The sequence below is a fragment of the Siphonobacter sp. SORGH_AS_0500 genome (assembly GCF_002838835.1).
GTDB lineage: Bacteria > Bacteroidota > Bacteroidia > Cytophagales > Spirosomataceae > Siphonobacter.
In genome coordinates, this window is the sequence record NZ_NHPP01000007.1 from 284,687 (window position 1) to 298,713 (window position 14,027).

Annotated in this window: 11 protein-coding genes, 1 tRNA gene and 1 pseudogene; 4 read left to right on the forward strand and 9 right to left on the reverse strand. The window is 45.2% G+C overall.

What is annotated here, in order from left to right; translation table 11 throughout:
• Positions 1-73: 73 nt before the first annotated feature.
• From BWI96_RS10660 to BWI96_RS10675, 4 genes are all read right to left on the reverse strand, one after another.
• Positions 74-147 (reverse strand) — tRNA-Asn (locus BWI96_RS10660).
• A 67-nt stretch (positions 148-214) separates the two neighbouring features.
• A complete protein-coding gene (locus BWI96_RS10665) occupies positions 215-616 on the reverse strand; it encodes a PH domain-containing protein (RefSeq protein ID WP_106636625.1) in 402 nt (133 codons plus the stop codon).
• A 91-nt stretch (positions 617-707) separates the two neighbouring features.
• Positions 708-1,331 (reverse strand): 16S rRNA (guanine(527)-N(7))-methyltransferase RsmG, encoded by a 624-nt coding sequence (gene rsmG, locus BWI96_RS10670; RefSeq protein ID WP_106636626.1) that lies wholly within the window; start codon positions 1,329-1,331, stop codon positions 708-710.
• Positions 1,332-1,356: 25 nt separating this feature from the next.
• Complete coding sequence (locus BWI96_RS10675; protein WP_157830314.1) at positions 1,357-2,475, reverse strand: glycosyltransferase; 1,119 nt, start codon at positions 2,473-2,475, stop codon at positions 1,357-1,359.
• 112 nt (positions 2,476-2,587) lie between these two features.
• On the opposite strand from BWI96_RS10675, the gene tgt reads away from it, so the two are divergent.
• Together tgt and BWI96_RS10685 are read left to right on the forward strand one after the other, a co-directional pair.
• Complete coding sequence (tgt, locus tag BWI96_RS10680) at positions 2,588-3,721, forward strand: tRNA guanosine(34) transglycosylase Tgt (protein ID WP_106636628.1); 1,134 nt, start codon at positions 2,588-2,590, stop codon at positions 3,719-3,721.
• A gap of 188 nt (positions 3,722-3,909) precedes the next feature.
• Complete coding sequence (locus tag BWI96_RS10685; RefSeq protein WP_106636661.1) at positions 3,910-5,391, forward strand: OmpA family protein; 1,482 nt, start codon at positions 3,910-3,912, stop codon at positions 5,389-5,391.
• 101 nt (positions 5,392-5,492) lie between these two features.
• On the opposite strand, the gene serS is transcribed toward BWI96_RS10685, so the two are convergent.
• From serS to BWI96_RS10710, 5 genes and pseudogenes are all read right to left on the reverse strand, one after another.
• Positions 5,493-6,761 (reverse strand): serine--tRNA ligase, encoded by a 1,269-nt coding sequence (gene serS, locus BWI96_RS10690; RefSeq protein WP_106636629.1) that lies wholly within the window; start codon positions 6,759-6,761, stop codon positions 5,493-5,495.
• A 113-nt stretch (positions 6,762-6,874) separates the two neighbouring features.
• Positions 6,875-8,231, reverse strand: a pseudogene (locus BWI96_RS10695) (aspartate kinase).
• A 154-nt stretch (positions 8,232-8,385) separates the two neighbouring features.
• Positions 8,386-8,868: a 6,7-dimethyl-8-ribityllumazine synthase gene (gene ribH, locus BWI96_RS10700; protein ID WP_106636630.1), complete on the reverse strand. Its 483-nt coding sequence runs from the start codon at positions 8,866-8,868 to the stop codon at positions 8,386-8,388.
• Positions 8,869-8,958: 90 nt separating this feature from the next.
• On the reverse strand, positions 8,959-9,651 hold the full coding sequence (locus BWI96_RS10705) for a tetratricopeptide repeat protein (protein ID WP_106636631.1): 693 nt from the start codon (positions 9,649-9,651) through the stop codon (positions 8,959-8,961).
• A 364-nt stretch (positions 9,652-10,015) separates the two neighbouring features.
• Positions 10,016-11,500: an arginine decarboxylase gene (locus tag BWI96_RS10710; RefSeq protein WP_106636632.1), complete on the reverse strand. Its 1,485-nt coding sequence runs from the start codon at positions 11,498-11,500 to the stop codon at positions 10,016-10,018.
• A gap of 257 nt (positions 11,501-11,757) precedes the next feature.
• Between BWI96_RS10710 and murC the strand changes: the two genes are divergently transcribed.
• Both murC and BWI96_RS10720 read left to right on the forward strand, forming a co-directional pair.
• Positions 11,758-13,149 carry a UDP-N-acetylmuramate--L-alanine ligase gene (gene murC, locus BWI96_RS10715; protein ID WP_106636633.1) on the forward strand — a complete coding sequence of 464 codons (1,392 nt, stop codon included), beginning with the start codon at positions 11,758-11,760 and terminating at the stop codon, positions 13,147-13,149.
• A gap of 396 nt (positions 13,150-13,545) precedes the next feature.
• Positions 13,546-13,983, forward strand: coding sequence for a hypothetical protein (locus tag BWI96_RS10720; protein WP_106636634.1), 438 nt, complete (start codon positions 13,546-13,548; stop codon positions 13,981-13,983).
• Positions 13,984-14,027: the final 44 nt, after the last annotated feature.

The window sequence follows — 14,027 nt, forward strand, 5'->3', positions numbered from 1 at the left end:
TTTTCCTTGTGCAAATCTTGTGCAAATAAAAAAGCACTTACAAGTTTTATCTCGTAAGTGCTTGACTACTAGGCTCCCGAAGCTGGGCTCGAACCAGCGACCCTCTGATTAACAGTCAGATGCTCTAACCGACTGAGCTATTCGGGATTGCGTTGAAAGCGAGTGCAAAACTAAGGCATCAAACAGCCGAACGCAAGTGTTTTGTAATATTTTTTTAATTAAATGATCCGCGAGTTTGGGTGTACTGATCGTACTGCTCCTGGTATTTTCTTCTAAAGCCCAGAGGATCAGAGATTCGCTTATACACTTGACTCGTTTCTCCCGTTCCGTGAATGGAGATCGTTCCGAAGCCAAACATACGGCCCCAAACGCTTTGCTCCACCTGAATGCTCTCTACCTTATTTAGATTGAGCTCAACCGTGTCCCGAGAAATGAATCCGGTTTTCACGACCAGTCGCTTGTTGGTAATAACGAATTCATCGGACGATCGTTTGATCCAGGCGGCAATCGTCAGTGTAAATAGCGAAGCCCAGGTGAAAAAGATGGTCCAATGATACGTGGTTTCAAAAACGACGTGTTCGTCTTTGATAAGATGGTTATTAACGTAGCTACCCATAAGTGTTTTATCGTTGCAGTAATGAGGAAAATGCCTAGCAAAAATAAGCCTTCCGCACGTCTCTCGTCATTCTCTCTCTAAAAATGTGCCACTAAAAAGGGACATGGACTACTTTTTTCGTTTCAAAGAACTCTTCAGTAAAATAATCCGAGAGTTCGTAGACTTTTGTCTTTCTTCCAAGCTCTTTAAGTTCCTCTTCTAAGTCCCCGCCTTTTAGGTAAAGAATGCCGTTTTTAAGGTCGTTAAACTGATTTTTGTGAACCTTGGTCTTCACCCAGCTGTAAAAGGGCGTCAGACGCGTTACGGCTCGGCTTACTACAAAATCGTAGGCCTCGGCTGTTACCAACTCTGCACGCTTTTGTTCAGCCCGCACATTTGTAAGTCCCAAGCCTTTCGCGACTTCCTGTACAACCCGAATTTTCTTGCCAATGCTGTCCACTAAATGAAATTGGCATTCAGGGAATAAAATGGCCAGCGGAATGCCGGGAAAGCCACCACCTGTGCCCACGTCCAGAATTTCGGTCATGGGTTTAAACTGCATCACCTTCGCAATGCCCAGCGAATGCAGCACATGACGTTCGTAGAGGTTATCTACATCCTGACGGGAAATCACGTTAACCTGTTCGTTGAGGGTGCGATATAACTCGCCGAGTTTACTGAATTGTTCTTCCTGCGTGGGAGTCAGGTCGGGAAAATATCTTTTAATAATGTCCATCGAGTATTGAATTTAATGTTTGGGTTTACCGCCAGCTCATTTTTTTACTGGGAAAGGCTGATACCACCGCCATACTGAGTAAATACAGCGTTAATGTTAAATCGAAAATTGGGAACTGATAGCCGGGAATGGGATGTGCCAGCTTCCGGCTGGCTTTGTACCAGATGATCCAGGTCATAAAAAAACGGACGAGAAAAATGCCGATACTCCAGCCCATCCATTCGTAAGGGTTTGTGGTGACCGAATACCAAAGAATGCCCCACAAAAATAGCCAGCTTGTTACGTGTGAGGCCGCTAGCAGCCCTAATAAAAACTGATCTTTTTTCCGGTAATAGCTGCCCACCGAAACGTGCCGCCGTTTTTGATGCCACCATTCAGCCCAGGTAACTTTGGGAACGGAATACATCAGGCTTTCGGGATGTAGGCAAACGGCTGTATTGGTAGCGTTCGCAACTTTGTTAATGAATAAATCGTCGTCGCCGCCCAGAATGTGCATGAATTCCTGTAGTCCGTTTTGATGAAGAAATAGTGATTTGCGGTATAGCAGATTTCTTCCTACTCCCATGTACGGATTACCGACCAAAGCAAAGGAAATATATTGCAATGCCGTATAAAACGTTTCAAACTGGATAAAGGCGTTTACGGATGAATCCTTTCTGAAATAAGGCGAAACCCCTAATACAATATCTTTAGTGGGGCTTAGCTGAGCCACCATGCGTTGAATCCAGCGGCTGGAATGAGGGCGACAGTCGGCGTCGGTCAGTAAAATGACTTCGTACTGAGCCGCATCAATTCCCTGTGTGAGAGCGAATTTTTTGGAAGAAACGCCTAAGGGCGTTTCTAAAATGGGAATCACTTTTAACCGGGAATAGTGCTGAAGAGCTTCTTGCAAAAAAGTTGAACTTCCATCGGTCGATTTATCGTTGACAATAATGATTTCAAATGTTTCGTACTCTTGTTTTTCGAGTAAAGGAATTAACTCCCGAAGGTTTTGCAGCTCATTCCAGGCACAGACGATCAACGAAACTCCCGGAAGTAGTTGGGGAGTAGACGAGGGTACCGAAACGAAAGCCGTTCGGGCAAATACCAATAGATACAGAAGCTGAATACCGCAGACGATACTTAGCAGAAGGAATTCAGTCACGACAGGGTTTGAAATTCAGGCCGCAAAAATAAGCGTTTGTTGCTGAAATATAGGCGTTCTGACCTGCGACCCCTCGATTGTCCTTACCTTTGCAATCTTTTAGAAGAGAACCATGCAATTTGATTTAATAAAACAGGACGCCCAGAGTAAAGCCAGAGCCGGGCGTATCCAGACCGATCATGGAGTGATTGAAACTCCAATTTTTATGCCCGTAGGAACGGTTGCCTCCGTAAAGGCCGTACACCAGCGGGAGTTGAAAGAAGACATTAATGCTCAGATTATTCTGGGAAATACGTACCATTTGTACCTGCGTCCGGGACTTGATATTCTGGAAAAAGCCGGAGGTTTACACAAATTTAACGGCTGGGATCGCCCGATCCTGACGGATTCAGGAGGTTTCCAGGTTTACTCGCTGGCGGGTACAGGTCGTAAGATCGATGAAATGGGCGTAAAGTTCCGCTCGCATATTGATGGCTCAACGCACACCTTTACGCCCGAAGGTGTCATGGACATTCAGCGAACCATTGGGGCTGATTTTGTGATGGCTTTTGATGAATGTACGCCTTATCCCTGCGATTATGGCTATGCCCGTCGTTCAATGGAAATGACCCACCGCTGGTTACAACGTTGCTGCGACCGATTCGACGCCACTGAGCCAAAATATGGCCACTCGCAGTCACTTTTTCCGATAGTACAGGGGAGTACCTATCCAGATTTACGTCGTCAGTCGGCTGAATTCATTGCGTCGATGGGTCGGGAAGGAAATGCCATTGGCGGACTTTCTGTAGGCGAACCCGCCGAGGATATGTACGAAATGACGGATCTGGTTTGCTCGATTCTTCCTTACGATAAACCTCGTTATTTAATGGGTGTAGGCACGCCTGCTAACATTCTTGAAAGCATTGCTCTGGGCGTGGACATGTTCGATTGTGTATTACCTACACGAAATGCCCGGCATGGAATTTTGTACACCACGCAAGGTATTATCAACATTAAAAACGAAAAATGGAAAGATGATTTTTCGCCAGTTGATGAATTTTTAGGAGGGTATGTAAGTACTTTCTATAGTAAAGCTTACCTGCGTCATTTATTTAAATCTGAAGAATTACTCGGCCCACAAATTGCGAGTGTTCACAATCTAACCTTTTATTTGTGGTTAGTTAAAGAAGCTCGTCAGCAAATCCTGAATGGCACTTACGGCACCTGGAAAGATCAAATGATTAGACAGGTCATGCATCGATTATAGGAAAATCTCCGAAAATCTTTGCGGTCGTCCAAACAGGAAGTTTTTTTCGTCGTATATCTGAAACCTGGGATTCTGCTTCGCATACAAATAGGGTTTATGCATGAATTAACCTCTATTTTTGTGCAACCTGTTTCCAACTGTCAACCTGGGAATTGATTTTCAATTCCAGTCCCTTTAAAAAAGAGCTTATGAGAATTGTACGCTGTCTGTCTTTTTTAGTACTCGCAGGAATGATGGCCGGAAAAGCCGGTGCTCAAACCAAACCCTATCAGCCTAACGCATTATATGAAGGTCCTAATGCCTTAAATACCTGGTCGATTTCGGTTCGGGGTGGGTCACCTCAGTTTCTGGGAGATTTACGGGAGTACGATTTCTGGCCCGCTCCTCATCCCAAAGAATACGCTCCTGCTTCTGAGCGTGGAGCTATTGGTTTTGGGCTGGATGTGAACAAACAACTTTCCCACTTATTCGGAGCCAGCCTGAAGCTCGACGCCGGTAACCTTCGGGGAGCAAAGAGCCGCATTTATAACTCTTATTTTCGGGCGGAATATTATCAGGCTGCTCTGGTAGGAAGTACAAACCTGAAAAGCTTACTATTTGGCCCTAGAAAGCTGAACCGCTGGAAATTTGATTTACACGCGGGCGTTGGGGTCATATTTTTTAACTCTACGGCCTATGAAATTGGAACGGGTCGCGTAAAACGCAAGTCAAACATTACGCAGGAGTTTGTCAATGAAAGCGGCATTACGGGTCTTCAGGTTTCTTCCCGGAGAATGACTCGTGAAGTAGTTTTCCCCGTAGGACTGGCGATTCAGTATGAGTTATCTCCCCGTTTTGACATTGGTCTGGACATGGTGCTGAATAACGTGAATACTGAAAAACTGGATGCAACCGTAGGGGGTGATAACTCCAGCATGTATGATTTCGGTGGTAACCGGGGCGATATCAGCGATTACAAACGCGGTAATTCAGCCCTTGATAAATACGTAACGCCTTACATTTCTGTGACTTACAAGTTTGGTAAAAATGCAATTAAAGTAGGTCGGGATAAAACCTGGGACGCTTCGAAAGGAACCTATAACCTGCGTTATACCGATCCTCGTTTGTTGTACGTACCAGAAAAAATCCTATCCATGTCTGAGATTGATTCGATTGCAAAAGCGAACCGTCCGAAAGATATTGATCCTCGTTTATTACTGGATTCGGATAACGATGGCGTTTCTGATTACTTCGACAAACAACCCGAAACACCTGCCGGAAGCATTGTTTCTGGAGCTGGGGTAGCCATTGATTTTGAACAGGTAGTGAACTCAATCATTCCGGGTCAGGCTTGTCTGGAAGTGTTTGCGAACATTAACTTTGAAACCAATCAAAGCACGATTAAGCCCGAATACGAAGAAATGCTGTCGCGGATTGTTGAGTTACTGAACCGTACCAACTGCCGTCTGCAATTAACGGGTCACGCCGACCGTCGCTCTTCGGATCGTCATAATATTGCTCTTTCTGAACGCCGCGTACAGGCCGTGAAGAAATATCTAGTGAACGCCGGGGTAACGAACCCCAGCCGAATCCTGACGGAAGCCTACGGCTCTTTCAAACCCATCGGAGATAACACTTCGAAAGCAGGCCAGGAGAAAAACCGTCGCGTAGAGTTGCGATTCCTGCCTTAAGTTTAGTAAATGCCCGAGTACAAAAAAGGAAGCCAAAAGGCTTCCTTTTTTGTACTCGGGTCTTCCGTCATCGCAATCGCGGACGAATAAATTTTACTCTTTTAGATTTTGTCGAATCCACAATAAGGCACCAGCACTTTTGGAATGTTGATACCTTCAGGCGTCTGATTGTTCTCCAGTAAAGCCGCCAGGATACGCGGTAAAGCCAGAGCAGAGCCATTCAGCGTGTGCAGTAACTGGGTTTTACCATCAACCTTATACCGAAGCTTCAGACGGTTCGCCTGATAATTTTCGAAGTTAGAAACAGAGCTACATTCCAGCCACCGCTGTTGAGCCGCAGACCATACTTCAAAATCGTACGTTAAAGCAGACGTAAAGCTCATATCGCCGCCGCACAGACGGATGATACGGAAGGGTAACTCCAGTTTCTGTAATAACCCTTTCACGTGTTCTACCATCTCTTCTAGAGCCTGATAGGAGTTTTCAGGTTTCTGAATCTGAACCAGTTCTACTTTATCAAACTGATGCAAACGGTTCAGACCCCGCACGTGAGCACCCCAACTACCTGCTTCCCGACGGAAACAAGGCGTATAGGCCGTATGCTTAATCGGTAAATCCTGATCCGCTACGATAACATCACGGTAAATATTCGTTACCGGAACTTCCGCCGTTGGAATCAGGTATAAATCATCTTCGCTGGCGTAATACATCTGGCCTTCTTTGTCGGGTAATTGTCCCGTGCCAAAGCCAGAATCTTTATTGATCAGAATTGGGGGCTGAATTTCCATGTAACCCGCCTCTACGGCTTCGTTCAGGAAAAAGTTAATCATCGCCCGTTGCAGACGAGCCGCTTTGCCTTTATACACCGGAAAACCCGCACCCGTGATTTTATTACCTAATTCAAAATCAATGATGTCGTATTTTTTAATTAACTCCCAGTGAGGCTGAGCGTCTTCGGCCAGCGTGGGTTTGTCGCCCCACAGGTAAATTTCTACGTTTTCCTCGGGCGTACGTCCTTCTGGAACGCTTTCGTGGGGAAGGTTAGGCAGTTTTACCAATTCGTCCTGTAAAACAGATTCGATCTGACGAAGCTGTTCTTCCAATTCCTTGGAACGGCTTTTCAGTAAAGCGGTTTCGGCTTTGGCAGTCTCGGCTTCTTCTTTTTTACCTTCTTTCATTAAGCCGCCAATTTGTTTGGCCAGGGCGTTAGACTGAGCCAGCGTCGTGTCGAGCTCGACCTGCGTTTCGCGGCGTTTCTGATCCAGCGTCAGCAATTGTTCGATGGCCTCTTCAGGTTGTTTGAAGTATTTCTTCTTTAAACCGGCCAGCGTTAATTCTTTATTTTCCCGGATGAAGTTGAGTTGTAGCATGGGTAATCAGGGCTTTTGAAAGCCAGCTAATGAGTCGTCAGATAGAAAAAGAACGCGGATTTCTTCTGATACAGTCGAGATCCACGTTCAAAAATAGCTTCTCGTTATAGAAATCAGGGAGCTGTGAAAATGTCTTTCATGGTGTCTTCGTAGTGGAACAGACGCTCATTCAAGGCATTCAAGGCTTCGTTTTTGGCAGAACCATCCACTAAAATGGAAATGTTATGCTCCGAACCACCGTACGAAATCATCCGAATCGGAATATTTTTCATTGCGTCGAGTACTTTCAGAGCTACGCCTTTTTTATCAGCGGAGAAATTACCTACAATACAGATAATCGTCTGATTGTAATCGTGGTCTTCCAGATCGGCAAACTGCTTCAGTTCAGCGTGATTTTCTCCAGGTTTTCTGGATTATCAATGGTAACCGAGACGGATACTTCCGAAGTAGTTATCATATCCACAGGTGTTTTGTACTTTTCAAACACCTCGAATACGCGACGCAAAAAGCCGTAGGCATTCAGCATACGCGTCGAGTGAATATAAATAGCCGTGATACCATCTTTGGCCGCGATAGCCTTGATTTCCCGTTCGCTCGATTTCGTCGCAATCAGTGTACCAAAAGCTTCAGGTTCCATCGTATTCTTCAGACGCACGGGTACGCCGCGTAATTTAGCGGGAGTAATCGTGCTGGGGTGAAGAATTTTCGCTCCGAAATACGCCAGTTCAGCGGCTTCCTCGAAGGTTAACTCACGAATCGGGAAGGTTTTCTTCACGATGCGGGGGTCGTTATTGTGCATGCCATCGATGTCCGTCCAGATCTGAATTTCTTCCGCCCGAATGGCTCCACCGATTAGTGATGCAGTATAGTCCGAACCGCCACGTTTGAGGTTATCCACCTCGCCGCGGGGATTCCGGCAGATGAAGCCCTGAGTAATGATGATTTGCTTGTCTTCGTGCTGCTCCAGCATCTGACCCAGGGTTTCTTCCGTGAACGAAAGAACGGGTTCATTGTCGGCATCAATCAGCATGAAGTCCAGAGCGGGGAATAAGACCGAGCTTTCTCCCTGCTCCCGCAGATAGGCTTCAAACATCTGCGTAGACAGAATTTCTCCTTCAGCTACGAGCTCTTTTTCCTGCTTAAGTGTAAAAGGACGAATAGAGGTTACGGACTGAATAAACGAAAACTCTTTCTCTACGATTTGCTGTCCTTCTGCCAGTCCTTCGGACGTTTGATACAGCTCGGGTAGGAAAGCATCATAATGGGCCCGTAACTCGGCAATTTTCTGGGTAAGTTCTTCATCATTACCTACTTTCGCTAACTCACCCATGGCAAGCAGGGCATTCGTAGAGCCGGATAACGCGGAGAGAACAACAATTTTTTGCCGCTGTCGGCGGTAATCAGGTTTCGAATGGAGTGCATCCGCTCGGGTTTCCCAACGGAAGTACCACCAAATTTCCAGACTTGCATGAGAAGGATGGTATTGATTAAAGTTTGAATATGTAGAGAGGTTTGAGGGCGTTTGAAAGTTTAAGAAGGTTTGAATAAGTTTGACGGGTACAGGGCATTTACCTAGCCTTCTCAAACTTTCAAACGGTATTAAACTTCAAACCAGACTCAAACGCTAAAAAGAAACACCTAACATTTTAATGGCGGTAATGGCGGCTTCGTCGCCTTTGTTTCCGTGAATGCCACCCGCACGATCCAGAGCCTGCTGCTGGGTGTTGGGCGTTAGTACCCCGAAAATTACGGGTTTATTATACTGTAAACTTACGTTGGTAAGCCCCTGAGCTACGGCGTGATTGATGTAGTCATTATGCTTGGTTTCACCCTGAATAACGCAGCCAATGCAAATAACCGCATCGATGTGCGAAGCCTGAGCCGCCAGAGCTGCTCCGAAGCTTAACTCATAACTGCCCGGAACGCTACGTACGTGAATGAACTCTTCGTTGGCTCCGTATTTCACCAGCGTTTCGTAGGCTCCGGTAAAAAGAGGACCAGTAACTTCGCTGTTCCATTCTGCTACGATGATAGCAAAGTGTTTTTCAGAAATATCAGGAAGGTTTTCAGTGCTGAAAACGCTTAGGTTTTTAAGTGCAGAAGCCATGATTTAGCTACAGACGAACTACGATGAAACAAAAAAGGGATGTGACCGTGTGGCCTCATCCCTTTCATTTTTAGTGCTTTAAGCCCTAAACTACTCGGAAGCTGGCCCTTCAAGAATGGCCTTGTATTTCTTTGCAGATACATACTCAGCCGATTGAGGGTATTCCTCAATAATCTTGGAGTACGAATCGATGGCTTCCTTGTTTTGCTTGGCTACTTCGTAAGCCGTAGCCAGCTTCAACAGGTACGTAGGGGTAAAGAATTTATTGGGTTTGTAATCAACCGCTTTTTTATAGTAGCTGATTGCATTTTCAGTATCTTTTTTCTCCAGGTAAGCATCACCAATCAGGGCGTAGGCACGAGCCTGCACCAGTAAATCATTGCTGCTGAAATCTTTCAAATGCTCGATGGCATCGTCAAACTTACCCTGCTTCAATAAAGCAACACCAGCGTAGAAGTTCGCCAGTTTCCCTGATTTCGTAGAACCGTATTCATCGGCAATAGAAACCAGCCCTTCAACGCCAGGGCCTCCTTTCAGAGCTTTGTTGAGAGAATCAGCTTCAAATTCGTTTACTGCCGGAAACAACGCCGCAGAAGCGTCTGCGTTTTGAGAATCCTGCCAGGCCTGGTAGCCAAAGAAACCTGCTACAACGATAATCGCCGCAGCAATGATGCCGTATACAACTTTCTGATTTTTATCAAAAAAAGACTGGGCTTTTCCGAACTCGCCCGCTAATCCTTCGGGGCTTTCCAAGAACTCTAAGCCGCTGTTTTTCTTCGCCATTGTTAGGTGCTATTGAAATTGGAACGCAAAAGTAAGCAACCCTAAGGACAGCTCAAACGATTACGCCTAAACTTTTAGGCGTATATCCAAAATAGTTCCAGATTGTTTTAACAAATTAGCGTTTAGTACTTTCCATACTCGTGTTACCATAGGCCGGACAATTGTTTTTCCGTGCACACGAGGCCAGTGATAATACGGCCAAAAGAGCGATCAGGTAAGCAGACTTTTTCATGAATATTTTCGAGTAGTTTTAGTGTCCTCTTTCTTATACCTCAGCAAGTTACCACTTTTTTAACGAAAAAGGGAATAAGTCCTTTTTTCGGACCCATTCCCTTTCTAGTCGTTTATTTTTCCTGTTCTTCAGCTACAGAAGCTTCCTGCTCATTGATAGCGGCTTCTTCCTGGGCCTGAGCTGGATATTCGCGGACTCATTCACTCCTTCTTTGGGTTCGAGCCCATAGCCCAGAATCTGTAACATGCTTTCGTGCGTTTGCTGGGGAGCAAACAGTCGAGTGGTGATGTTCCCTTCTTCGTCCAGATCGACAATAACGTGTTTCGGAGCGGGAATCAGGCAGTGCTGAATACCGCCGTAACCGCCCAGAGACTCCTGATACGCTCCCGTATGGAAGAAACCGATGTACTGATCTTCGTTTTCAATGTCAAAGCTCGGTACGTATAAATCCTCCGAATGGGCTTCGGTATTATAGAAATCCTGCGAGTCACAGGTTAATCCGCCGAGGTTTACTTTCTCGTAGGGCAGATCCCAGTTATTGACTGGCAGCATGATGTATTTCTGGCCAATACCCCAGGAATCAGGCAACTGCGTAATGAAGCTGCCGTCAATCATGTACCAAAGCTCGCGGTCGTTCTGCTGCTTTTTGTCGATTACCTTATAAATAACGGCACCACTTTCACCGACAGTATAACTACCAAACTCGGTGAGAATATTTGGAACCGGAACGTTATTCTTATTACAAATCCATTGAATGTTTTCAATGATTTCGTCGATCATCGCCTGATAATCGTATTTGAAGAATACTGAAGTCTGGATGGGTAACCCCCCGCCTATATCAATCGAGTCCAGATCAGGACAGACTTTCTTCATCTCGCAATATTTGAACATAAAGCGAGTCAGCTCCGACCAGTAATAAGCGTTATCCTTGATACCCGAGTTAATGAAGAAGTGAAGCATTTTCAACTTCAGCTTCGGATTTGGCTCAATTTTATTCTTGAACAAATCCATAATATCGGAATAACGAATCCCCAGGCGTGAGGTGTAGAACGAGAAGTTGGGTTCCTCATCCGTCGCAATACGAATCGCCAGGTTAACTGTTTCTGCGTGGGTGTTCTCGATGTAATAATCGATTTCCTTTAAGTTATCCAGTACCGGAATACAGTTAAACCCATCGTTGATCAGGTTGGTAATGTATTTTTGGTATTGAGGTAACTTATAGCCGTTACAGATGATGAATGTATTTTTAGTCAGTTTTTCCTGACGATACAATTCCCGAATAATGGCAATGTCATAAGCCGAAGAAGTTTCCAGGTGGCAGTTATTACTCAGAACTTCTTCGAGAATAAATTGAAAATGTGAAGACTTCGTACAATAACAATACGTATAACTTCCCTTGTAATTGAATTTCTTCATGGCATTACGGAACAGCAAACGAGCGTGTTCAATATGCTCTTCAATTTTGGGTAAGTACGTAAGTTTGAGCGGGGTACCGTACTGACGGATAATATCCATCAGGGGTACGTTGTTGAAGAGGAGCGTGTTTTTCTCGTCAACACCGAACTCCCGGGTTGGGAATTCAAAAGTTTGCTCAATGAGATCAATGTAGTTTTTCATCCTTTGGGACGGAAATACATTTTAAGGGTGAATTTTCGTAAAAAACTTGTTTTTCGTCGAAAAGGCTGTTGACAACTGAAGTTATCCACTGACCTATTCATAAACGAGCGTGCGAATTTGCACGGAAATTATAACCTTTGCAACCGAAAAACTCCTGCAATAATTGCAGGCTCGGTTATTTTTTTTCTCTGTTTTCTCAATTAATAGTGAGGAGGACGGAAAGCCTGAAAATTAATTTTTTTAAAAGCTGATTTTGAATGACTTCGCCCAACGAAATAATCAAGTCTCAACGCATACATTTTATTGCCATCGGTGGAGCAGCCATGCACAACCTGGCTCTCGTCCTGAACCAGAAGGGAATTACGGTAACGGGTTCAGACGATGAAATTTATGAGCCTTCCAAAACTCGCCTGGATCAGGCGGGTCTGTTGCCCGAACAGATGGGTTGGTTTCCCGAAAAAATTACGCCAGAGCTGGACGCTGTGATTCTCGGCATGCACGCCCGGGCGGATAACCCGGAGCTACTGAAAGCTCAGGAATTAGGCATTCGGGTATTCTCCTATCCTGAATTTGTCTTTGAACAAAGTCGAAATAAACAACGCGTAGTTATTGCAGGAAGTCATGGTAAAACCACGACTACAGCCATCATCCTGCACGTTCTGAAATATTTCAACCGGAAATTTGATTACCTCGTTGGAGCCCGCGTCGCTGGTTTTGACACGATGGTGAAATTATCGGATGACGCTCCACTGATCGTGATTGAAGGCGATGAATATTTCTCTTCACCCATTGATCGTCAGCCTAAATTCCTGCATTATCATCCCCACATTACCCTGATTTCGGGTATTGCCTGGGATCATATTAATGTCTACCCCGAATTTGAGGCTTACGTACATCAGTTTGAATTATTGGCCGAAAGCTCGCCCAAAGGTGGAATGCTGATCTACGACGATACTGACGATGTGGTGTCCGTGATTTCCAAGAAAGAACGGGCGGATGTACAACCTTTCGGATACACTGAACACCCCCACGTGATTCGTGAAGGAGTGACTTACTTGTTAAAACCGAATGGTGAAGAAGTGCCGCTGAAGATTTTTGGGGGGCACAATATGAAGAACCTGAACGGAGCCAAAACGGTACTCGAGAAAATCGGTATCGAAGACTTTATGTTCTACGAAGCGATTCAGTCTTTTACCGGAGCGGCCAATCGTTTGGAGCGGGCGGGTGAAAATGAATCAACGGCGATTTTCCGTGATTTCGCTCATGCTCCCTCTAAACTGGAAGCGACGGCTAAAGCGGTGAAAAATCAATTCCCTGAACGCAAGCTGGTAGCCGTTGTGGAATTACATACGTTCAGCAGCCTTAATAAATATTTCCTGCCTCAGTATAAAGGTAAATTCAATACGCCCGATGTGGCCGCGGTTTATTACAGCCCGCACACCATTGAGCAGAAGAAATTAACGCCCATTTCGCCAGAAGATATTACCGAAACCTTTGGTAACCCTAATCTGAAAGTGTTTACGGATAATCAAAAACTACGGGAGTTTTTATTGGCTCAGGAATGGAATAACGCTAATTTATTACTCATGTCCTCCGGTACGTTCGACGGACTGAACCTGCCCGAGCTGGCTGCGGATATTTTGAAGTAAGTGGTGAGTTTGGGGTTTTGTGTTTAGCGTTATTTGGAGACTAGACTTAGAAATATCCAATAAAATAACCCCATCGGGGTTAAATATGGGTAGCCCCGTATGAAATGCGGGGTTAGGTGGGGAATAAAACCCTGACCGAGTTAATAGACCTGAGTGATGACGAAATAAAACAACTCCATTGGGGTTAAATATAAGTAGCCCCGTATGCAATGCAGGGTTGCGGATGCGGACAATAAAATCCCTCCCCGGGTGGATCACCTAGGGCTATTTATGGAATTTAACCCTGATAGGGTTGTTTGTTATAATTAGAACTAACTCAAAATACTAAACCCAAAACTTCAAACCCGACAAGCGGATATCGAATGGTGTCCGCTTTTTATCTTTCTGTATATGAGAATGTTAACGATTTTATCCGTACTTTTGTGCCTCGTTTTTCAAAGTGAAGCCCAGAAAACGTCGCTTACTTCGGGAATAGTGGGTCAGGTAACCTGGAAATCAGGTAATCAAATGCCCTCGCCCGATCGGCCCATAAAAGCTGCGAAAGGTATTAAGCGGGAAGTCTGGATTTATGAATTAACACCACAGAGCCAGACTGAGCAACTGGATGGTTTTTACCAACGCATCCGAACCAAACGGGTAGCAAAAGTAGTTACCAATCGCCAGGGCAAATTCAAAGTGAAACTGGCTCCCGGAACGTATTCCATCTTCACCAAAGAACAGCGGGGACTCTGGGCAAACATCTCGGACGGCGACGGTAATGTGTATCCCATTACGGTTGAAGCCGGAAAGTATACGCCGGTGCAGTTTGAAATTAACTACGCAGCCGCATTTTAGACCATTAAAGAAGCAGAACCCCTCGACGAGCCGTTGGGTCTCTT

Coding starts and splice junctions, on each gene's coding strand:
- BWI96_RS10665 (WP_106636625.1), bottom strand. CDS start 616: ATGGGTAGCTACGTTAATAACCATCTTATCAAAGACGAACACGTCGTT.
- rsmG (WP_106636626.1), bottom strand. CDS start 1,331: ATGGACATTATTAAAAGATATTTTCCCGACCTGACTCCCACGCAGGAA.
- tgt (WP_106636628.1), top strand. CDS start 2,588: ATGCAATTTGATTTAATAAAACAGGACGCCCAGAGTAAAGCCAGAGCC.
- BWI96_RS10685 (WP_106636661.1), top strand. CDS start 3,910: ATGAGAATTGTACGCTGTCTGTCTTTTTTAGTACTCGCAGGAATGATG.
- serS (WP_106636629.1), bottom strand. CDS start 6,761: ATGCTACAACTCAACTTCATCCGGGAAAATAAAGAATTAACGCTGGCC.
- ribH (WP_106636630.1), bottom strand. CDS start 8,868: ATGGCTTCTGCACTTAAAAACCTAAGCGTTTTCAGCACTGAAAACCTT.
- BWI96_RS10705 (WP_106636631.1), bottom strand. CDS start 9,651: ATGGCGAAGAAAAACAGCGGCTTAGAGTTCTTGGAAAGCCCCGAAGGA.
- BWI96_RS10710 (WP_106636632.1), bottom strand. CDS start 11,500: ATGAAAAACTACATTGATCTCATTGAGCAAACTTTTGAATTCCCAACC.
- murC (WP_106636633.1), top strand. CDS start 11,758: ATGACTTCGCCCAACGAAATAATCAAGTCTCAACGCATACATTTTATT.
- BWI96_RS10720 (WP_106636634.1), top strand. CDS start 13,546: ATGTTAACGATTTTATCCGTACTTTTGTGCCTCGTTTTTCAAAGTGAA.